This is a genomic window from Faecalimonas sp. (assembly GCA_029264305.1).
Taxonomy (GTDB): Bacteria; Bacillota; Clostridia; order Lachnospirales; family Lachnospiraceae; genus Faecalimonas.
The window spans coordinates 1-21,053 of sequence record JARICA010000002.1; the positions used below are offsets into that span (position 1 = coordinate 1).

Below are 21,053 nucleotides of genomic sequence, written 5' to 3' on the forward strand. Positions count from 1 at the left end.
AGATGCGGCATATTTTGCAACGGTACCTGTAAAGGCGATGGTAAAAAATATCAATGATCATGGGATTCCGGCAAGTGTTTCCTATACAGCTGGAACATATGTATGTAATAATGTCATGTATGATTTGCTTTACATTTTAAATAAGAAATATCCAAATATTCGTGGAGGATTTATCCATGTACCATATTCTACACAGCAGGGTGTGGGTAAACCGATAGGAACATCTACAATGTCTCTTGAAACAATGGCTAAAGCGTTAGAATGTGCAGTGGAAGCGATTGTAGAAGCAAAAGATGATGTGGAAATTAGTATGGGAATTACAGATTAAAGATGTTTAAGTAGATAATAGGGCAGAAGTGTTATACTTCTGCCCTATTATGTTACAAAAAAATAGATTGCCGAAACAATCTATTCAATCCATTCTTATTCGTCATCATCAATTTCCTGAGCACCGATTAAAGCACCGGCTGATGCAGAAACAACTGCTGCGACAATGGCAGCGATAATGCTAATTGCAATAATACCAACTAAAAGTCCCACTGTAAACGCCTCCGATTCTAAAATACAAATTCTAATTACTTATTATTATAGCACGTAAAAGAAAGACTGTACATATTTTTTCAAAAATAACAATGGGAATTATTCATGATGAAAAGGATTTGGTGTGTGTACAGTTAGAAATCGAGTAATACTATTTGTATCGTTTTTCCAATTGTGAGAAAGATTAGAATGAATATGTGCAGAATCGCCAGGATATAGATGATAAATGTCATCTTCAATTTGCAAAGTTAAAATTCCTTCTAATATATATATAAATTCTTCTCCGTCATGAGAATAGAGTTCTAATTCACCATCTTCTTGTAAAGCAGGCATAACTTCCACAAGTCTTGGAAGTAAATCCAAATCTTTTGCATGATTAGTTAGAGGGTATTCGATAATTTCGGGATTAATTACAGTTGATTTTTGTTCATAGCGTCTTACGATATGAATATCGTTTTGTTTCATATCTGTAGTGAAAAAACTAGATAGTTCTACGCCCAAAACTTTTGAAATCTTATCCAAAGAATCGATAGCGATACTAGTCATTCCACGCTCTAATTGAGAAAGAAATCCAATGGAAAGTCCAGTGTGTTCGCTTAAGTATTTTAATGTATATTTTTTTTCAGTACGTAAATTTTTAATTCTAAGACCAATAATTGCATTTGTATCCATACTTTTTCTTATTCACCTCGTTTCTTCTGACTATATTTTAAGATAAGGATTATAATATTACCAGTTCTTTCTAATGTCAAGGGAAAATCTTCCTATTTATATGTGTTTGATTATAATAGAACAGTGCATATTTTTTATTTTGATAAAAAAATAACATGACAAAAGAATAACAATGTGCTATAATGAAAAAAACGGATAAAAATTTCATTATAATGAAAACGGAGGCAGTATGAGAACACCAAATGTAATTAATATCCAAAAATTTTCTGTGCATGATGGAGATGGTATAAGGACAACTATTTTTTTTAAAGGTTGTTATCTGAATTGTTGGTGGTGTCATAATCCAGAAAGTCAAAGTTTTGTGCCAGAGGTTATGATTAATACAGAGAAGTGTACAGGCTGTCATGCTTGTGAGGAGGTCTGTCCAGAGAAAGCAATTCACATAGAGAATTGTAAACAATGTACAGATAGAACAAAATGTAAAGCGTGTAGTTCTTGTATAGATTATTGTGTGAATAATGCAAGAGAAGTTGTAGGTAAACAGTATACAATTGCAGAATTGATGAAAGAAGTTGACAAAGACTATATGTTCTATGAGGAATCTTTCGGAGGGGTAACACTTTCAGGTGGAGAAGTGATGGCACAGGATATGGAATATATAGAAGAACTTTTGAAAAAGTTAAAGAGAAAAGGGTATAATGTCACAATTGATACATGTGGATTTGCACCACAGAAAAACTTTGCCACTGTCCTTCCATATGTAGATACATTTTTGTATGATATCAAATTAATGGATGATGAAAAACATAAAAAATATATGGGACAGAGCAATGAATTGATTTTCACTAATCTGAAATATTTAAGTAATCATGGAGCGAGAATTTATATTCGTATTCCAGTTATTGGTGGAGTGAATGACAGTGACGAAGAAATACAATCGATTATTTCATATTTAAAAGGGAATATTTCAGTGGCACAGGTAAATCTGTTGCCATATCACGATATTGCAAGTAGTAAGTATCAAAGATTAGATGTTACATATAAAGGACAGGAATTTACTGTTCCGTCTAAAGAAAGAATGGAAGAGTTAAAGGATATGTTCCAAAAGAATGGTTTTATGAACACCAAAATAGGAGGTTAAAAGATGGAAAGAGGAATGAACGAAAGAATCCGCAAGTTAAGAAAACAGAGTTTGGAGACAGAGCCACATATTTATATGGAAAGAGCAGATTTAGAAACAGATGCATATATGATGTATGAAGGAAGCGTATCTGTACCAGAACTTCGTGCGTTGGCATTTAAACATTTCATGGCGAATAAAACATTATGTATCAATGATGGTGAGTTAATCGTAGGAGAAAAGGGAGATGGACCGCAGGCAGCACCATCATTTCCAGAGTTGTGTTGTCATACAGTAGAAGACATGGAAATTATGAATGCAAGAGATTTGATTTATTTCCGTGTAACAGAAGATGATTTGAAATTACAAGAAGAAAAAATTATTCCTTTCTGGGAAAAGCGTTCTGTTCGCCATAAAATTTTGGCAAATATGAGTCAAGAATGGAAAGATGCTTATGCAGCAGGTATTTTCACTGAGTTTATGGAACAACGTGGACCAGGGCATACAGTAGGTTCTGAAAAGATTTATAAAAAAGGATTTTTAGATTATAAAAATGACATTATCAAAGAAAGAAATAATTTAGATTTCTTAAATGATAAGGAAGCGTTAGATAAAAAGGCACAGTTAAATGCAATGGAAATTTGTTGTGATGCCATTATTATCTTAGGAGAAAGATATGCACAATACGCAAGAGAACTTGCTGAAAAAGAAACAGATGAAACACGTAAAGCAGAATTGCTTCAAATTGCAGCAAACTGTGATGTAGTACCAGCTCATGCTCCACAGACATTCTGGCAAGCAATTCAGATGTATTGGTTTGTTCATCTTGGAGTCACAACAGAATTAAATCCATGGGATGCTTATAGTCCAGGAAGATTTGATCAACACTTAAATCCGTTCTACCAGAAAGATACAGAAGAAGGTATTTTAGATGACGAAAAAGCGTTAGAATTATTAGAATGTTTATGGGTGAAATTTAATAATCAGCCAGCTCCACCAAAAGTAGGTGTTACGTTAAAAGAAAGTGGAACTTATACTGATTTTGCTAACTTGAATACAGGTGGTATTACACCTGATGGAGAAAATGGTGTTAATGAAGTTAGTTACTTGATTTTGGATTGTATGGATGAGATGAAATTGTTACAGCCAAGCTCAAATGTACAAATTAGTAAAAAAACACCAACAAAATTCTTAAAACGTGCTTGCGAAATTTCTAGAAAAGGATGGGGACAGCCAGCGTTCTACAATACAGAAGCAATTATTCAAGAATTGTTGAATGCAGGAAAAACAATCGAAGATGCTAGACGCGGTGGAACAAGTGGATGTGTAGAAACTGGTGCGTTTGGAAATGAAGCTTATATCTTAACAGGATACTTCAACCTTCCAAAGATTTTAGAATTAACATTATATAATGGATACGATATTGTAAGTAAGAAACAAATCGGACTTCCTCTTGGATATGCGAAAGATTTTAAATCGTATGAAGAATTATACGATGCGTATAAGAAACAAATTGAGTATCTTGTAGATCTTAAGATTGAAGGAAGCAATATTATTGAGAAAATCTATGCAGAATATATGCCAGCACCATTCCTTTCTATTATTACAAATGATTGTATTTCAAAAGGAAAAGATTATAATGCTGGAGGAGCAAGGTACAATACTAACTATTTACAAGGAGTAGGTATTGGAACAATTACAGACTCTTTAGCAGCAATTAAATACAATGTATTTGATGAGAAGAAATTTACAATGGAAGAACTCATCGAAGCGATGGAACATAACTTTGAAGGTTATGAAAGAATTGGAAATCTTGTTCGTAACAAAACACCAAAATATGGAAATGATGATGACTATGCAGATGGAATTATGAAAGATGTGTTTAATTTCTATCAGAAAACAGTTACAGGTAGACCGAACATGAAAGGGGGAACATATAGAGTAAATATGTTGCCAACAACTTGTCATGTATATTTTGGAGAAGTGATGAATGCAAGTCCAAACGGACGCCTTGCTCAAAAACCAGTTTCAGAAGGAATTTCTCCTGAAAAAGGTGCAGACGTAAATGGACCGACAGCAGTAATTAAATCTTGTGCAAAAATGGATCATTTAAGAACAGGTGGTACATTATTAAATCAGAAGTTTACACCAAGTGTTGTTGCAGGTGAAGAAGGTCTTACACATATGGCAGATTTAGTAAGAGCATACTTTAATATGGATGGACATCACATTCAATTTAATGTTATTGATAAAGAAACATTGATTGAAGCACAAAAACATCCAGATGAATACAAAGATTTAATTGTTCGTGTTGCAGGTTATAGTGATCACTTCCGTAACTTAAGTAAAGCATTACAGGATGAAATTATTGAAAGAACAGAACAGTCGTTTAACTAAATATTGTATAATATAAAAATAAGAAGCACATTTCGGGGGGAATGTGCTTCTTATTTTATTCGTGCTGATACTCACTTAAGGCGCTATCTTTTCCTGTCATAAAGTGATCGTTAGTTAAAATGGCATAGGCATTTTTATAGTCATTGTTGCGTATGTATTGCACCATTTTCTTCAAGTTTGCATTAGTCTTTTCTATTTGCATACCGTTTTTAAGAGAATATAAGCCCATGCGAATAAGTTCAAAAAGATTACTTTCATAGAACTTGTTAATTCTTGTATTGTCAAAAATACTAACAATTTCCAAGTGCATTTTCGTATCGGCAACTTCCCATTCATATGGATTATTTGCTACGGCACACATTCGAACAACTTTTTCTTCAATGCGATAAGAATATTCTTCGAATCGGTTAGAAGAAAAAATGAGTTTAAAAGCAGAACCTTCAAAAATTTCTCTTAATTGATAAATTTCCTCGATATCTTTATTGGTGATTTCTTTTACTGTCATAGATTTGTGGTAATCAGAAACAATTAACCCTTCTGCTTGTAACATCTTGATAGCAGTTCTCACAGGATTGCGACTCATTTCCAATTCTTCAGTTAAAATTGCTTCAGTAAGAGGCATTCCAGGAGGATAAGTTAGATTTAAAATATTATGTTTAATAGTATGATAGGCCTTATCTGCAAGAGATTTATTTTGCGTTGACATGTGGGCACCTCTTTCTTAATTATTTATGTATACATTTTATATAATAAAAAAGAAAAAAACAAGGGAAGAATGCTAGGGAAAAAAATTGTATTTGAAAACAACATATGATATGATAAAAAAGTTATTTAATAACTATAAAAATAGTTAATGGAGGAGAACAAATGAAAAAGGTAACAAAAAGAGTGTGCAGTTTATTGCTTTCTTTTTGTCTTGTGTCTGGTACGTTATTTAGTGTACCATTACGTGCAGAGGCAAGAGAAGAACTTGTGAATGTTGCAAGAAAAGAAGGCGTAAAAATTACCGTACAGAATACGGGAAGTGGTTCTGCAACAGACATGGTTGACGGAAATGATAAGACTTCATGGCAACAAAATGGTTGGTCGACTAATAAAGATGCTATTGTAGACATGAAGTTAGCTGAAAATGGGACAAATGTAAAAAAAGTGGTTGTAAAAGTCGGAGGAAATGATTATGCAAACCGTAAAGTAAAAGTAACGGTACAACGTGCACAAAATGGTATTACATCTGACTGGATTTCAATTGGTGAGACAGTAGTTACAACAACAGGAAAAGCAAATGAGACGGTAGATGCCGTATTTGAATTAGCACAAACAGCATCTGCTTCAGATATTAGAGTCGTTTTATCTCAGCCAGTAGCACATGATGGTGGAGAAGTACTTTTTTGGCCATCTATTCATGAGATTGAAGTGTATGAAATGCAAGAAGTACATTTATCAGACTACAATAATATTGCAGCACAGGCACAGATTACAACAGATGGAAATGAGAATCCATCGGAAGGAAAAGATCGCCTTGTAGATGATAATGATAAAACCTTATATAAATTTCACAATGCAGCACAAGATTCGGAGAAGTATATTCAACTTTCTTTTGGAGAAGATCGAATGATGGATGCTTGTGAGATTGCATTTGAACACGTAGGTGCTACGGATCAATATACATATGAATTCACATATAGTATTTTAGGAAAAGCAAAAGGTGCAAAGGAATATACAAAAATCGTAGATCATGCAAAAGCGAATCGTACAGATAAGTTTATACAAGGATATAAATTTGACGAAACAGCATATTCTGATGTTAAGATTGTAATTCACTCTACAAAAAATAGTCAGGGAAATGGATGGCCAGCTGTGGCAGAATTCCGTGTATATGGAGCAGAGGAAAAGGTTGATGATTCTGCAAGTATTGCGTTTAAAAAGCCAGTACATGCGAATTCAAATCAAAAAAATGCTTCAAAAGTAAATGATGGAAGCAAAAATACAATGTGGAGTGGAGAGTATTATCCAGGATATGTTGATATTGATTTGCAAGAAAATTATAACTTAGATACAGTAGAAATATTTACACAAGAAAAAGGGTATTCTCAATATTCTATCTATACAAGTATGAATGGAAGAGATTTTGATAAGTTAGCAGAAAAGACTTCTACAGAAAGTTGTACAGATAAAGGAGAAATTTACCAAGCGAATAAAAAAGAAGCACGTATTATTCGTGTGTATATGGAGTACAATTCTGCTAATACAGCTGCTGTAATTAAAGAAATTCGTGCAACAGGGAAGAAGAGTGGTACTAAAGTACAGACACTTCCAAATGTGGCTGTAAAAGATTTTAAAGATAGTAGTTATGCAGGAACAGAAAAAGTAACACCAGAACAAACTTATGAAGAAGTTCGTGGAATTATCGAGAGAAGATTAGGTGCGAAATACAAAGCATGGTTTGATTTGAAGTTACAAGAAAATCCAAATAAAACAGGATATGATTATTTTGAATTAAGTGACAATAATGGAAAAGTACAGATTACAGGAAATGATGGTGTTTCTCTTGCGATGGGATTAAACCATTATTTGAAATATTTTTGTAATGTAAATATTTCCCAAGTAGGAGACCAGGCTGATATGCCTAAAAATATAGTGCCTGTAGGGAAAAAGGTACATAAGGAAACAAAAGTAGGAACAAGATATTCTTATAATTATTGTACATTGTCTTATTCTATGGCGTTCTGGGGAGAAGAAGAATGGCGTAATGAACTTGATTGGTTAGCATTAAACGGTGTGAATGTTGTTTTAGATGCAACTGCTCAGGAAGAAGTATGGCGTAGATTCCTTGGAAGTTTAGGATATACACATGAAGAAATCAAAGACTATATTGCAGGTCCAGCATATTATGCATGGGCATATATGGCAAACTTAAGTGGATTTGGTGGACCTATCCATGATTCATGGTTTGAAGAAAGAACAGAATTAGCAAGAAAAAATCATTTATCCATGAGAAGACTTGGAATGCAACCAGTTTTGCAAGGATACAGTGGAATGGTACCTACAAATATTCGTGAAAAAGATCCTTCAGCAGAAGTGATTGAACAAGGAACTTGGTGTTCTTTTAGACGACCAGATATGTTAAAAACAGATAGTGCTTCTTTTGAAAAATATGCAAAACTGTTCTATAAAGCACAAAAAGAAGTATATGGAGAAAGTGCACACTATTATGCAACAGATCCATTCCACGAAGGTGGAAATACAGGAGGATTAAATCCAACTGTAATTGCTAAAAAAGTATTAGATACAATGTTAGCAGCGGATAAAGATGCTATTTGGATTATTCAATCATGGCAAGGAAATCCAACGACAGCCTTACTTAAAGGATTAGAGGGAAGAGAAAAGCATGCATTGGTCTTAGACCTTTATGCAGAAAAAACACCACATTGGAATGAAGAAAATCCAAATGCATATGGTGGGAAACCAGGTGGAGGAGAATTCCATGATACACCATGGGTATTTTGTATGTTAAATAACTTTGGTGGACGTCTTGGTCTTCATGGACATTTAGACAATTTAGCGAAAAATATACCTGCAGCGTTAAATCGCGCAAAACATATGGAAGGTATTGGAATTACTCCAGAAGCAAGTGTTAATAATCCATTATTATATGATTTCTTGTTTGAAACAGTTTGGACAGATAATGCAAATCAAAAACTTGAAGAAATTAATTTGGATAATTGGTTAAAGAACTATGCTAAGAGACGTTATGGAAAAGAAAGCCAAGCAGCATATGAATCTTTATTGATTATGAAAGATACAGTCTATAAAGCAGATTTAAATATGCTTGGACAAGGAGCTCCTGAGTCAGTAGTAAATGCTCGTCCAGCTTTGGATATTTCAGCAGCATCTACATGGGGAAATGCTATAATCAGTTATGATAAAGAAAAATTAGAAAAAGCAGCAAATCTTCTTTTGAAAGATTATGAGCAATTGAAAAACAGTAATGGGTATATGTATGATTTGGCAACAATATTACAACAGGTATTGTCAAATAGTGCACAAGAATATCAACGTAAAATGACAAGTGCTTTTAAGGCAAAAAATAAAGAAGAATTCAATAAATATGCAAATACATTTTTAAATATTATTGATAATATGGAAAAAGTAACAAGTACAAGTAAATATTACTTACTTGGTACATGGGTAGAACAGGCAAAAGCATTGGCAAAAAATGCAGATGATTTTACAAAAGACTTATATGAATTTAATGCGAAAGCATTGGTAACAACTTGGGGATCTATAAATCAGGCAGAAGGTGGAGGATTAAAAGATTACTCGAACCGTCAATGGTCAGGTTTATTAAAAGATTTCTATAAAGTAAGATGGCAAAAATGGATTCAGGCAAGAAATGATGAATTAGACGGAAAAAAAGCAGAAACAATCAATTGGTTTGAATGGGAATGGAAATGGGTGAGAGAGAATACAAAATATTCCAACACTCCAAATAAACAAAACTTAAATAATTTAAATAAAATCGGAGAAACGATTTTAAATGATTTTTCTGTAAAAGATCCAAATGCAGATGATTCTAAGGATATAAAAGTAGAAGGAATTAAAGCAACAGCAGGAAGTGAACAATCAAAAGTACCAGGAGAAGAAGGGGCAGCAGTCAATGTACTAGATAATAATTCAGCAACAATCTGGCACTCAGCTTGGTCTGGTACAGAACGAAAAAATTTATGGTTGCAGTTAGAACTTCCAAAAGCACAGAAAGTGAATGGAATTCGTTTACAAACTCGTAGCAGTTATAATAATGGTTTTATTACAAAATATAGAATTGAAACGAGTATGGATGGAGAAAAATTTACAGAAGTAGCTTCTGGAGATTGGGATCAAATTCCAGGTTGGAAAAAAGCATCATTTAACGAACGAGAAGCAAAATTTGTAAGATTGTATGCAGTGGAATCTTATTCAAATGATGGTAAGAATTACGCATCTGCAGCAGAAATGCGTTTGACAGAAGAAAAAGCAGTTGTTGTAAAACCAGACACAAAAGCGTTAAGTGAGAAATTAAAAGAAGCAAAAGCATTGGAAACAAAAGGATTTACAACATCAAGTGTAGCAACATTAGAAAAAGCAATTCAGAAAGCAGAAAAAGTAATTGCAGAAGCGACAGAACAATCAGAAATCAATGCAATGGTGGAAGAATTATCATCAGCAATGCAATTAGTGAAGAGTGCAGATGCAAAAGAAAGCCAAAAAGAACTTGATAACCTTGTGAAAAATGTAAAAGAAGAAAACGCTTATACAAAAGATAGTTGGGACGTATATGTAGCAGCTAAAGCAAAAGTAGAAAAGGCAATTCAAAATCCAAGTGATGTAAGTGAAAAAGAAATGAAAGCATTCCTTACAGAATTAAGTAAAGCAGTTGATGGATTAGAGAAAAAACCGGTTGTAAAACCAGATACACCGGAAAATTCTGTAAAACCACAACAAAAACCATCACAAAAGCCAGAACAAAAACCAAGTCATAAAGTACCTAAAACAAGTGATACAACAAATGGATTAGGATTTATGTTATTAGCAATTATGGCTGGAGGATGTATTGTTTTCATAGAAACAAAAAGATTTCGTAGAATGAATAAATAAGAAACGAAAGAAAATGGGAATAGGATAGAATTCTATTCCCATTTTCTTATAGGAAATTTCATAGGAATCTTGACAGAAAAAACAGAAAATGCTATATTGTATACAAATAAAAGAAATGTATACAATAAAGAAAAGGAGAATGGAAATGAAATTAGGATTTATCGGTGCTGGAAATATGGCGAAAGCGATGATGGGTGGAATTTTAAAAAATGGTATTTTGTCAGCTGAAGAAGTGATTGCTTCAGATATGTATGTTCCAGGATTAGAACAAACAAGAGCGGATTTAGGAATTCATGTAACAACAGATAATAAAGAAGTGGCAACAAAAGCAGAGGTTGTTGTATTATCAGTTAAACCACAGTTTTATGCAGATGTCATTGATGAAATCAAAGATTGTATTACAGAAAGTCAGATTATTGTCACAATTGCACCAGGTAAAACATTAGAATATCTTGCAGAAGCATTTGGACATCCGGTGAAAATTGTTCGTACCATGCCAAATACACCTGCATTAGTAGGAGAAGGAATTACAGGGGTTTGTCATAATGATTTGGTGACCAAAGAAGAATTAGATATGGTATGTAATATTTTAAGTGGATTTGGGAAAGCAGAAGTATTGAGTGAAAAACTTATGGATGTTGTTGTATCTGTAAGTGGAAGTTCTCCAGCATATGTATTTATGTTTATTGAAGCGATGGCAGATGCAGCAGTTGCTGATGGAATGGCAAGACAACAGGCTTATAAATTTGCAGCACAAGCAGTTATGGGAAGTGCTAAAATGGTTTTAGAAACAGGAAAACATCCAGGAGAGCTAAAGGATATGGTTTGTTCACCAGGAGGAACAACAATCGAAGCAGTTCGTGTATTAGAAGAAAAAGGATTTAGAAGTAGTGTTATTGAGGCAATGAAAGCTTGCGTGAAAATAGCAAGAGGATTGTAAGAAATTAGAAAACTTCTTTCATCACAGTGTGGTGGAAGAAGTTTTTTGTATCTTTCAAAAACAAAATGGGGTATAATATAAAGAAATAGTAAGGAGGTATACACATGAGTTATATAGCAGATGAACAAAGATATGAGCAAATGAAATATTTTCGCAGTGGAAATAGTGGTTTGAAATTACCAGCAGTTTCTCTTGGATTGTGGCATAATTTTGGGACAAATGATTCTTTTGAAAATATGGTAAATATGTGTGAAACAGCTTTTGATTTAGGTATTACACATTTTGATTTAGCTAATAATTACGGACCGAAAAATGGAAGTGCAGAAGAAAATTTCGGTAAAATTATTAATGGAGAATTAAAGCCGTATAGAAATGAAGTGATCATTAGTACGAAAGCTGGATATGAAATGTGGAATGGGCCATATGGAAATTGGGGAAGCAGAAAATATATGTTATCTAGTTTAGATGATAGTTTGCGTAGAATGAAATTAGATTATGTAGATATTTTTTATCATCATCGAATGGATCCGGCAACACCTCTTGAAGAGAGCATGATGGCTCTTGATACGGCAGTAAAACAAGGAAAAGCATTGTATGCGGGGATTTCTAATTATGATGCAAAAACAACGAAAAAGGCAATGGAAATTTTAAAAGAATTGAAATGTCCATTTATTATTAATCAAGTGAGATATTCTATTTTTGATCGGTGGATTGAAGAAGATGGATTGAAAACATTTGCGGTAGAAAATGGTTGTGGATTAATTGCTTTTAGTCCGTTAGCGCAAGGGCTTCTGACGGATAAATATTTGCATGGAATTCCAGAGAATAGTAGAATAAGAAAAGATGGAAGGTTTTTAAAAGAAAGCGCAATTACGAAAGAACGGCTTGAACAAATTGAAGGATTAAATAAAATAGCAGAAGAACGAGGACAAACATTGGCGCAGATGGCGTTATCATGGATTCTTCGTGATGGAGGGGTGACAAGTGTATTGATTGGAGCATCTTCTCCAGAGCAGATTCGTGAAAATGCAAAAATAGTAGAAAACACAAGGTTTACAAAAGAAGAGTTAGAGGCAATTGATCTTATCTCTAGAAAATAGTATCTAAGAGGAGTGTACGACACTCCTCTTTTTATGTAAACATATTTTTATTCTTATAAACATAGTTTAATGATAAAAGGTAGAGGAGAATAAAAATGAAATTTACAAAAATGCAAGCATTAGGAAATGATTACATCTATATTAACGCAATGAAAGAAAAAGTGAAATCGCCTTCTGAATTGGCAAGAAAATTAAGTGATAGACATTTTGGGATAGGCGGAGATGGTGTTATTTTTATTGACTTTTCTGAAAAGGCAGATGTGAAAATGCGTATGTATAATTCGGATGGTACAGAAGGAAAATTGTGTGGAAATGGAATTCGTTGTGTCGCAAAGTATGTATATGACAATAAAATCGTAAATAATAATATAATTAATATAGAAACTTATAATAGGATAATAGAAACAAAAATATTTCAAAATAAAGATAAAAATATTATAAGGGCAGATATGGGAAGCGTGAAAGAAGGAGAGAAAAACAAAAAAATTATTATAGGGGAAAAAGAATATAGCGGAGATTATATATTTTTGGATAATGCACATTTGGTTGTTTATGCAGAGTGTATAGAAGAAATAAATCTAGCACATTGTGATTCGTATGCACAATTTAATATAGAAGTTGTATCTGTGCTTAGTAGAAATGAAATACATATGCGTGTCAAGGAAAAGGGAAGTGGAGAAACAATGGCGTGTGGAACAGGAGCTTGTGCAGCAGCAGTTTCTTGTATGATGAGAAAAAATGTGGATAACTGTGTGCATGTAAAGATGCCAGGGGGAAATTTATTTATAGAAAAGAAAAAAGATCATGTTTTTATGACAGGAGAGGCGAAAACGGTATTTGAAGGGGAAATTGATATATGTTTACTATAAATGAAAATTATTTATTGTTACCTCATAATTATTTGTTTGCAGAAATAAGAAACGAAGTAGAAAAATACAAAAAAATATATCCACAGAAAGAATTGATACAATTAGGTATAGGAGATGTAACATTGCCTCTAGTTCCAGCGGTTGTTGATGCAATGAAACATGCAGTGGAAGAAATGGGCAGAAAAGAAACATTTAAAGGGTATGGCGGAAGTCAAGGATATGAATTTTTACGAAATGTGATAGCGGAAAGTGATTATAGAAAAAGGGGATGTGACATAAGTGCAGATGAGATTTTTATATCGGATGGAGCAAAAAGTGATATAAGTAATTTGCAAGAAATTTTTAGTGTAGAAAATAGAATTGCAGTTTGTAATCCAGTATATCCGGTTTATACAGATATTAATATTATGGCAGGAAGAGCAGGTCGGTATGATCCTAAAGTCAATAGGTGGAGAAACATTATTTATATGGATTGTACAAAAGAAACAGATTTTCTTCCGGAAATCCCTAAACGTGCTCCCGATATGATATATCTTTGTTTTCCGAATAATCCTACAGGAGCAGTAATGAAAAAAGAACAGTTACAAGAGTGGGTTGATTATGCAAATCAAGTTGGGGCGATTCTCTTTTATGATAGCGCTTATGAAGGATATATTTCTGAGGAAGATGTGCCACATACAATTTATGAGTGTGAGGGAGCGAAAACGTGTGCGATTGAAGTGCGAAGTTTTTCAAAAAAAGCAGGATTTACTGGGATGCGACTTGGAGCGACTGTTATTCCAAAAGAGATTAGAAGGAAAGGGGTGACATTGCATTCGCTTTGGAAAAGGCGACAAGAAACAAAGTATAATGGGACATCTTATATCGTGCAAAGAGCTGGAGAGGCAACATATACAAAAGAAGGGAAAGAGCAGATTGGAGAACAAATCAAATATTATATGAGAAACGCAAAAAAAATTTCGACTACGTTATCGGCATTGGGGTATACGGTTACAGGAGGAGAAAATTCACCATATATTTGGGTGAAAACACCATATCAGATGAAATCTTGGGATTTTTTTACCTATCTTTTGGAAAATGCAAATGTAGTTGGAACTTCTGGGAGTGGGTTTGGAACAGAGGGAGAAGGATATTTTAGATTGACTGGGTTTGGAAGTGAAGAAGATACAAAAAAAGCTTTGGAAAGAATAAGCGCGTTACCTTTGTAGGCAACGCACTTGAAGTTCTGTAATATGTTCATCTGTATTTTTTGATTGGTGAATGTCAATCCAAAGTAGTTCTCGAATGGGACCTGTTGGAATGAGATTATGCTCTTTTGCATATTGAAAAAGTTTTGGAATATAAATTTCATTTTGTTTGTTTTTGCCTTTGTAACAAATGGTTAGGTAATCGCCTTCTTCTATATATTCTTTTCCGTTTTTATCTATTATAAAAACATTACTATAATCACAAAAAAGATTCTGTCCGATACTTTCCATAGGAATAGAGGAACCAATTCTATTGTTGCCGATAATATATAGTTGATCTTCGTCTTTATTTAGGAGTTGTTTGATTAGCATATCCATTTCTTCATCTGTTTTATATGAAGAATGAATAATATGACAATATCTGCGATTGTAATATACTTTTCGAATTTCTCCTATGGGTTGCAAAATTGCTTCCTGCACAGTTCGTAGACGTTCTTCAACATTTTCTTTTAAATTCGTGAGTGTTTGTAATTTTTCTGTAATAACAGATAACTCATCTGTAAGTAATTGTTTTGTGGATTGAATGGTTCTGTTATTTAAATAAGTCTTTATTTGTTCCATAGAGAAGCCTAAACTACGCAAATCTCGAATGACATTTAGTCGCCAAAGGTCATTTAAACTATAAAGTCGATATCCTTTTTCACTTCTTGTGGGTGATAGGATACCGAGTGTTTCATAATAACGTAAAGAATCGGTACCTATGTGATAGAGTTTGGAAATTTCACCAATATGATAATATTTTTTCATGATTTTCTCCTTTAAAAAGATATTGACCTTAGTATTATACTAAGGTTTATCATAAATTGCAAAGGAGGAAGTAAAATGAAGAAAAAAATTATGTATATTATACTTGGTGCAATTATCTATTCATTTGGGATTTATAATATACATCAACAGACAAGAGTAACAGAAGGTGGGGTTATTGGTACAATGCTTCTGATTCATCATTGGCTTGGTTTTCAACCATCTATTCTTACTCCAATATTAGATATAAGTTGTTATGCGTTTGCCTATAAATATTTGGGAGGAAGATTTTTAAAAATATCTATTGTCTCTACTTTAAGTGTTTCGTTTTTCTTTAAAATATGGGAACAGTTTCCCCCAATCTTACCAGATTTGTCGGCTTATCCATTCGTATCTGCAGTTCTTGGAGGAATTTTTGTTGGAGTGGGAGTTGGACTTATTGTAAAGCAGGGAGGCTCAAGTGGCGGAGATGATGCGTTAGCACTTGCTATTTCAAAAGTAACACATTGTCGTTTGTCTAAAGCATATATGTTTACAGACTTTACTGTATTGATTTTATCCTTGAGTTATATTCCGTTTCGTAGGATTGTGTTTTCAATTATCACGGTAACAATTTCTTCTTATATTATTGATTTCATACAACAGCTTGGAAAATGTGAAACTTTAGAATTTGAAGAAGGATAAAAAATAAAAAAATGAAAAAATAGTTGCTTTTTTGAAAAAACCTGCTATAATAATTTGTTGTGTGGTGCAATAACTTCACAACAAATAATGCGGAATGGTGTAATGGTAGCACAACAGACTCTGACTCTGTTTGTAGGGGTTCGAATCCCTTTTCCGTAGTTTGATAGACAATTGAATATATATTTTTTTAATGCGGAATGGTGTAATGGTAGCACAACAGACTCTGACTCTGTTTGTAGGGGTTCGAATCCCTTTTCCGTAGTTTTTTATTCTCGAAGTGTGGCTCAGTTTGGTAGAGCGCTACGTTCGGGACGTAGAGGTCGCGTGTTCGAATCACGTCACTTCGACTGGTGGAAATAAGTTTTTGGATAAGATAATATCTAGAGTAGGGGTGTTATTTTATCTGAGAACTTATTTTTGGTTAAAAGAAAAATGCTACAGATTAAAAGTCTAAAACAACCCCAAAATAAAAGGATTGTTTTAGACTTTTTTAAATGGAAAGTTCCATAAGAATGGTTGGAGATACAGATACTTCTTTATGTGTTTCTTTAAATCCTAAATGAAGAAAGCAATTTATTGCATTTTGATTATTTCTACTACAAGTTAAAACAATTTTACTTAAATTTCTCAAATGACAAAGTTCAATGTAATTTTTTAATAAAGAAGAGAAAACCCCTTTTTTTCTAAAGTCTTCATGAATATGGATAGTATCAATTTGTAAGCGGTTGTCAGAAGTAAATATTTTTGAGAATCCGGCAAACGTGTAATCATAAGATAATAGAAAATATTCAAAGTCATTTGAAATATCTGTGCAGATTGTTTCTGGAAGAAAAGGAGTTTCTAAAAGTTCTTCTGATACTGCACATAAAGAATAGACAAGTTCTTCATTTACTACGGGAATAATTCGTAAGTTGTTCATTGGTATGTCTCCTTTATAAATTATAGAAAATTTTCTTGTTATGCCTGTTAAGACAATGGTATTATTATAATAGGATAGTAAAAAAGAAACAAGAGTTTTCGATAAAAAAGGAGGCTTGGCAATGAGTGCGTTTGTGGAATTGAAAGGTGTGAAAAAGATATATAAAATGGGAGAAGTGGAAATCCATGCTGTGGCAGGAATCGACTTTGAAATTAAGAGAGGTGAATTTGCAGTTATTGTTGGAGCAAGTGGAGCAGGGAAGACAACGGTTTTAAATATTCTTGGAGGAATGGATATAGCAACTAGTGGAATTGTTTCTGTTGATGGAAACGATATAGCTCAATATAGTGAGAAGAAACTGACGGCGTATAGAAGGAATGATATCGGATTTGTTTTTCAATTTTATAATTTGGTTCCCAATTTGACTGCATTGGAAAATGTGGAATTAGCAGCACAAATTTGTAAAGAGCCTCTTGATGCGGAACAAGTGTTGAAAGAAGTAGGATTAGGAGAAAGACTTAATAATTTTCCGGCACAATTATCAGGAGGAGAACAGCAAAGAGTGTCTATTGCAAGAGCGTTAGCAAAAAATCCCAAATTATTATTATGCGATGAACCGACGGGTGCGTTGGATTATATGACGGGGAAATCCATATTAACCTTATTGCAGGATACGTGTAGAAAAAAAGGGATGACAGTTATTTTGATTACGCATAATTCAGCAATAGCACCAATGGCAGATAGAGTGATCCATATTAAAAGTGGAAAAGTTTCTAGTATAGAGGAAAATAAAAATCCGATTTCGATAGAAGAGATTGAGTGGTAGATATAGATGAAGAAAAAAGCGTTAAGAAAAGATTTTTATATGGAAATAAAACGAAGTTTAGGTCGTTTTTTATCAATTTTTTTTATTGTAGTTTTAGGCGTTTCTTTCTTTTCGGGGATACGAGCGGCAGAGCCTGATATGAGGCTTTCTGCAGATGAATATTTTGATACCCATCATTTGGCAGATATAAAAGTAATAAGCACTTTAGGATTAACAAAAAAAGATATAGAAGCTATTCGAAAAGTGGATGGAGTGAAGAATGTAGAGTATGGATATAGTACAGATGCAATTTGTCGTTTGAAAGATAGTGAAAAAGTTGTACATATTATGTCTAATTTGTCTACATTGAATCAAGTGGATGTGTTAGAAGGAAGAATGCCCCAAAAAGAAAATGAATGTTTTATGGATATAGATTTTATGAAAAAATCTGGGTATAAGATAGGGGATAGCATAAAGTTAGAGTCGGGAACGGGAAAAGACTTAAATGAGACACTGAAAAATTCGAATTATAAGATAGTTGGAACTGGAAGTAGCCCATGTTACATCTCTTTTGAAAGAGGAAGTAGTATGATTGGAACAGGGGAAGTTAGTGGGTTTATAGTAGTATTACCACAAACATTTTCTACAAAAGTATATACGGAATGTTTAATTGAAGTGGATGGGGCGAGAGAAGAAATTGCTTTTACGAAGGAGTATGATTCGAAAGTAAAGAAAGTGAAGAAAAAGGTGGAGGAAATAGAAACTCTGCAGTGTCAACAAAGAAAAAAAGAGATTATAACGGAAGCACAAGATAAAGTTTCAAAAGCGGAAAAGGAATTGCAAAAAGAAAAAGAAACAGCAATAGAAAAACTAAATGCAGTGCAAAAAAAGATTTCTGATGGAGAAAGACAGTTAATAAATGGGAAAAAACAACTTAGAGAAGGAAAGGAGAATATTGCTGCGGCAAAAAAAACAATTTCGAAGAAGGAAACGGAATTTTTAGGAGCAAAGAAACAATATAAAACAGGAATGAATCAGTTGCAGCAAGGGAAAAAAACTTTAGAAGAAAAGGAAAAAGAATTTCAAAAGCAATATAACGAAGCTTGTCAAGGAACAAAAACATTACAAGGAACTATACAAACATTAGAAAAGAGTTTAGTATCCCAAAAGAATCAATATATATCTACGCAAAAAGAGATAGCAGGTCTAAATCCATCTATTCCTGAAGAAAAAGAACAAATAGAGGCACTAGAAAAACAGTTAGAAATATTTGAAAGTGCCATAAAGAAAATGGAGATACAGTTAAACTCTTTGAAACAACAATTAAAGGAGATAGAAACAAAACTTTCTTTAGGACGAAATTCTATTAACCAAGCTAAAAAAGAAATTATGCGCAATGAAGAAAGGTTAAAAGAAATTGGTACTCAAATTACCTTTGGAGAGAAACAACTTCAGCATGGCAAAACAGAATTGTTCGCAAAAGAAAAAGAACTAAAACAAGCTGAAGAAATTTTTGCAAAAAATGAGAAAGAGTTAGACAAGGGGAAGAAAGAATATCTTTTAGCAAAAAAGAAAATGGAGACAGAAATTTCTAATGGAGAGAAGAAAATTCAAGATGCGAAAAAAGAAATAAAAGATATTGAAAATCCGAAATGGTATGTAAATGATCGAGATGTATTTCCTGAGTACAGAGGGTATGGAGAAAATGCGGAAAGAATTAAAGCAATAGGTAGAGTATTCCCACTTATTTTTTTCCTTGTGGCAACCTTAATTAGTTTGACTACGATGACACGTATGGTAGAAGAACAAAGAACACAGATTGGAACAATGAAAGCTTTAGGATACAATCGTCTTGCGATTGCAAAAAAATATATAAATTATGCACTTTTTGCCACAGCAGGTGGAAGTGTTATTGGAGTTTTGATAGGGGAAAAACTATATCCATATGTAATTGTGTTTTCTTACCAGATTATGTATACACATATGCCAAATATAGTTATTCCGTATAATATAAAATATGCGGTTATAGCAACGGTAGCAGCAGTTACTTGCACAATGTTTGCAACAATCGTTTCTTGCTATAAAGAATTGGCTGAACAACCGGCTGTACTTATGCGCCCGCCATCGCCAAAACAAGGAAAAAGAGTATTTTTAGAGAGGATTCCATTTATATGGAAAAAATTTAGTTTTATATGGAAATCAACAATTCGGAATTTAGTTCGTTATAAAAAGCGATTTTTTATGACTGTATTTGGAATTGGTGGTTGTATGGCACTTATTTTGGTTGGCTATGGTTTAAAAGATTCTATTTTTAGTGTGAGTGTTCGCCAATACGATGAAATACAGCAGTATCATTTACAAGCGCTGCTGAACGAAGATGCGTCAGAAAAGGAAAAGCAAGCATTAGAAAGATATAAGAAGAATCAAAATGAAATTAAAGATTCGTTACAAATTCATATAAAAAATGTTCGCATTGGAAAAGAAAATATAGAAAAAGAAGTATATTTATATATCCCAGAGGATCAAAAGAAATTTGCTGATTTTGTTCAGTTGAAAGATAGAAAGACAGATAAACAGTATGCGCTTACCGAAGACGGGGCGGTTTTAACTGAAAAAATGGCGAGAATACTAAATGTGGATGTGGGAGATCGCATTTTTATAAAAGGTGAATCAGGAGAGAAAAAAGAGGTTATCATTAAAGCGATTTGTGAAAACTATATGGGGCATTATTTATATTTGACAAAAGGAATGTATGAAAAGTTGTATAATGAAAAGCCTTCTTTTAATAGTGAACTCTATAAGTTGAAAACCGTGGATAAAAAGACAACGTTACAAATCGGAGAAGATATGTTAGGAACGAAAGCAGTAATAAATATGCAATATACAGATAGCCTTCGTACACGTATTGAGGATATGCTGAAGACGTTAAATAGTGTTATTGTTGTTTTGATTGTGGCAGCAGGAATGCTTGCGTTTGTTGTCTTGTATAATTTGAATAATATCAATATTACAGAAAGAAAGAGAGAACTTGCAACGATTAAAGTTTTAGGTTTTTATGATGGAGAAGTTGCAGCATATGTATATAGAGAAAATATTTTGTTGACTTTAATTGGGGCTTTTGCAGGCTGTGGTATGGGATATTTACTTCATCGATTTGTTATAGTTACAGTAGAAATTGATGATGTAATGTTTGGAAGAGATATTCATTTCGTAAGTTATATGATTGCACTTATTTTTACATTTGGTTTTTCGATTTTTGTGAACTGGATTATGTATTATAAATTGAAAAAAATTAGTATGGTTGAATCTTTAAAAAGTGTAGAATAGTATAATTTACAAAAAATTTATATTCTTTATAATTTTATTAGCACTCATTTATGAT

General features: G+C 33.1%; 15 protein-coding genes and 3 tRNA genes. 14 read left to right on the forward strand and 4 right to left on the reverse strand.

The genetic code is table 11. The annotated features are described in order from the left end of the window. Positions 1-328, forward strand: a 328-nt coding sequence (locus ACY2U7_RS00100) for a pyroglutamyl-peptidase I family protein (RefSeq protein WP_461815623.1), incomplete at its 5' end; no start/stop codon positions are given. 311 nt (positions 329-639) lie between these two features. On the opposite strand, the gene ACY2U7_RS00105 is transcribed toward ACY2U7_RS00100, so the two are convergent. After that, positions 640-1,212 (reverse strand): cupin domain-containing protein, encoded by a 573-nt coding sequence (locus ACY2U7_RS00105; protein ID WP_461812237.1) that lies wholly within the window; start codon positions 1,210-1,212, stop codon positions 640-642. Between the two features lie 229 nt (positions 1,213-1,441). Between ACY2U7_RS00105 and ACY2U7_RS00110 the strand changes: the two genes are divergently transcribed. Together ACY2U7_RS00110 and hypD are read left to right on the forward strand one after the other, a co-directional pair. Beyond that, the gene (locus tag ACY2U7_RS00110; RefSeq protein WP_461815624.1) at positions 1,442-2,353 is read left to right on the forward strand and encodes a trans-4-hydroxy-L-proline dehydratase activase; all 912 of its coding nucleotides are present in this window, start codon (positions 1,442-1,444) and stop codon (positions 2,351-2,353) included. 3 nt (positions 2,354-2,356) lie between these two features. Then, positions 2,357-4,729 (forward strand): trans-4-hydroxy-L-proline dehydratase, encoded by a 2,373-nt coding sequence (gene hypD / locus ACY2U7_RS00115; RefSeq protein WP_461812239.1) that lies wholly within the window; start codon positions 2,357-2,359, stop codon positions 4,727-4,729. A 55-nt stretch (positions 4,730-4,784) separates the two neighbouring features. On the opposite strand, the gene ACY2U7_RS00120 is transcribed toward hypD, so the two are convergent. After that, positions 4,785-5,435, reverse strand: coding sequence for a GntR family transcriptional regulator (locus ACY2U7_RS00120; RefSeq protein ID WP_461812240.1), 651 nt, complete (start codon positions 5,433-5,435; stop codon positions 4,785-4,787). Between the two features lie 161 nt (positions 5,436-5,596). Here ACY2U7_RS00120 and ACY2U7_RS00125 point away from each other — a divergent pair, with 161 nt between their 5' ends. The 5 genes from ACY2U7_RS00125 (at position 5,597) to ACY2U7_RS00145 (ending at position 14,480) form a co-directional block, all read left to right on the forward strand. Then, entirely contained in the window at positions 5,597-10,363 is a 4,767-nt protein-coding gene (locus ACY2U7_RS00125) for an alpha-N-acetylglucosaminidase TIM-barrel domain-containing protein (RefSeq protein WP_461815625.1), read from the forward strand. 139 nt (positions 10,364-10,502) lie between these two features. Then, positions 10,503-11,303 carry a pyrroline-5-carboxylate reductase gene (proC, locus tag ACY2U7_RS00130; protein ID WP_461812242.1) on the forward strand — a complete coding sequence of 267 codons (801 nt, stop codon included), beginning with the start codon at positions 10,503-10,505 and terminating at the stop codon, positions 11,301-11,303. A gap of 104 nt (positions 11,304-11,407) precedes the next feature. Then, a complete protein-coding gene (locus ACY2U7_RS00135) occupies positions 11,408-12,403 on the forward strand; it encodes an aldo/keto reductase (RefSeq protein WP_461812243.1) in 996 nt (331 codons plus the stop codon). Between the two features lie 95 nt (positions 12,404-12,498). After that, positions 12,499-13,272 (forward strand): diaminopimelate epimerase, encoded by a 774-nt coding sequence (gene dapF, locus ACY2U7_RS00140; protein ID WP_461815626.1) that lies wholly within the window; start codon positions 12,499-12,501, stop codon positions 13,270-13,272. Next, positions 13,260-14,480 carry an LL-diaminopimelate aminotransferase gene (locus ACY2U7_RS00145; protein WP_461815627.1) on the forward strand — a complete coding sequence of 407 codons (1,221 nt, stop codon included), beginning with the start codon at positions 13,260-13,262 and terminating at the stop codon, positions 14,478-14,480. The genes dapF and ACY2U7_RS00145 overlap by 13 nt, the downstream gene beginning before the upstream one ends. Here ACY2U7_RS00145 and ACY2U7_RS00150 read toward each other — a convergent pair. Then, a complete protein-coding gene (locus ACY2U7_RS00150) occupies positions 14,469-15,266 on the reverse strand; it encodes a MerR family transcriptional regulator (RefSeq protein ID WP_461815628.1) in 798 nt (265 codons plus the stop codon). The two genes, ACY2U7_RS00145 and ACY2U7_RS00150, sit on opposite strands and share 12 nt — an antisense overlap. Before the next feature lie 75 nt (positions 15,267-15,341). Here ACY2U7_RS00150 and ACY2U7_RS00155 point away from each other — a divergent pair, with 75 nt between their 5' ends. The 4 genes from ACY2U7_RS00155 (at position 15,342) to ACY2U7_RS00170 (ending at position 16,294) form a co-directional block, all read left to right on the forward strand. Continuing rightward, the gene (locus ACY2U7_RS00155; RefSeq protein ID WP_461812247.1) at positions 15,342-15,947 is read left to right on the forward strand and encodes a YitT family protein; all 606 of its coding nucleotides are present in this window, start codon (positions 15,342-15,344) and stop codon (positions 15,945-15,947) included. 88 nt (positions 15,948-16,035) lie between these two features. Beyond that, positions 16,036-16,106 (forward strand) — tRNA-Gln (locus ACY2U7_RS00160). 32 nt (positions 16,107-16,138) lie between these two features. After that, positions 16,139-16,209 (forward strand) — tRNA-Gln (locus ACY2U7_RS00165). A gap of 11 nt (positions 16,210-16,220) precedes the next feature. Further along, a tRNA-Pro gene (locus tag ACY2U7_RS00170) sits at positions 16,221-16,294 on the forward strand. 143 nt (positions 16,295-16,437) lie between these two features. Here the strand turns inward: ACY2U7_RS00170 and ACY2U7_RS00175 are convergent. After that, entirely contained in the window at positions 16,438-16,866 is a 429-nt protein-coding gene (locus ACY2U7_RS00175; RefSeq protein ID WP_461812248.1) for a GNAT family N-acetyltransferase, read from the reverse strand. A 121-nt stretch (positions 16,867-16,987) separates the two neighbouring features. On the opposite strand from ACY2U7_RS00175, the gene ACY2U7_RS00180 reads away from it, so the two are divergent. Both ACY2U7_RS00180 and ACY2U7_RS00185 read left to right on the forward strand, forming a co-directional pair. After that, positions 16,988-17,692, forward strand: coding sequence for an ABC transporter ATP-binding protein (locus tag ACY2U7_RS00180; protein ID WP_461812249.1), 705 nt, complete (start codon positions 16,988-16,990; stop codon positions 17,690-17,692). Between the two features lie 6 nt (positions 17,693-17,698). After that, entirely contained in the window at positions 17,699-20,998 is a 3,300-nt protein-coding gene (locus ACY2U7_RS00185) for an FtsX-like permease family protein (protein WP_461812250.1), read from the forward strand. The last annotated feature ends 55 nt before the right edge of the window (positions 20,999-21,053 follow it).

Coding starts and splice junctions, on each gene's coding strand:
- ACY2U7_RS00105 (WP_461812237.1), bottom strand. CDS start 1,212: ATGGATACAAATGCAATTATTGGTCTTAGAATTAAAAATTTACGTACT.
- ACY2U7_RS00110 (WP_461815624.1), top strand. CDS start 1,442: ATGAGAACACCAAATGTAATTAATATCCAAAAATTTTCTGTGCATGAT.
- hypD (WP_461812239.1), top strand. CDS start 2,357: ATGGAAAGAGGAATGAACGAAAGAATCCGCAAGTTAAGAAAACAGAGT.
- ACY2U7_RS00120 (WP_461812240.1), bottom strand. CDS start 5,435: ATGTCAACGCAAAATAAATCTCTTGCAGATAAGGCCTATCATACTATT.
- ACY2U7_RS00125 (WP_461815625.1), top strand. CDS start 5,597: ATGAAAAAGGTAACAAAAAGAGTGTGCAGTTTATTGCTTTCTTTTTGT.
- proC (WP_461812242.1), top strand. CDS start 10,503: ATGGAAATGAAATTAGGATTTATCGGTGCTGGAAATATGGCGAAAGCG.
- ACY2U7_RS00135 (WP_461812243.1), top strand. CDS start 11,408: ATGAGTTATATAGCAGATGAACAAAGATATGAGCAAATGAAATATTTT.
- dapF (WP_461815626.1), top strand. CDS start 12,499: ATGAAATTTACAAAAATGCAAGCATTAGGAAATGATTACATCTATATT.
- ACY2U7_RS00145 (WP_461815627.1), top strand. CDS start 13,260: ATGTTTACTATAAATGAAAATTATTTATTGTTACCTCATAATTATTTG.
- ACY2U7_RS00150 (WP_461815628.1), bottom strand. CDS start 15,266: ATGAAAAAATATTATCATATTGGTGAAATTTCCAAACTCTATCACATA.
- ACY2U7_RS00155 (WP_461812247.1), top strand. CDS start 15,342: ATGAAGAAAAAAATTATGTATATTATACTTGGTGCAATTATCTATTCA.
- ACY2U7_RS00175 (WP_461812248.1), bottom strand. CDS start 16,866: ATGAACAACTTACGAATTATTCCCGTAGTAAATGAAGAACTTGTCTAT.
- ACY2U7_RS00180 (WP_461812249.1), top strand. CDS start 16,988: ATGAGTGCGTTTGTGGAATTGAAAGGTGTGAAAAAGATATATAAAATG.
- ACY2U7_RS00185 (WP_461812250.1), top strand. CDS start 17,699: ATGAAGAAAAAAGCGTTAAGAAAAGATTTTTATATGGAAATAAAACGA.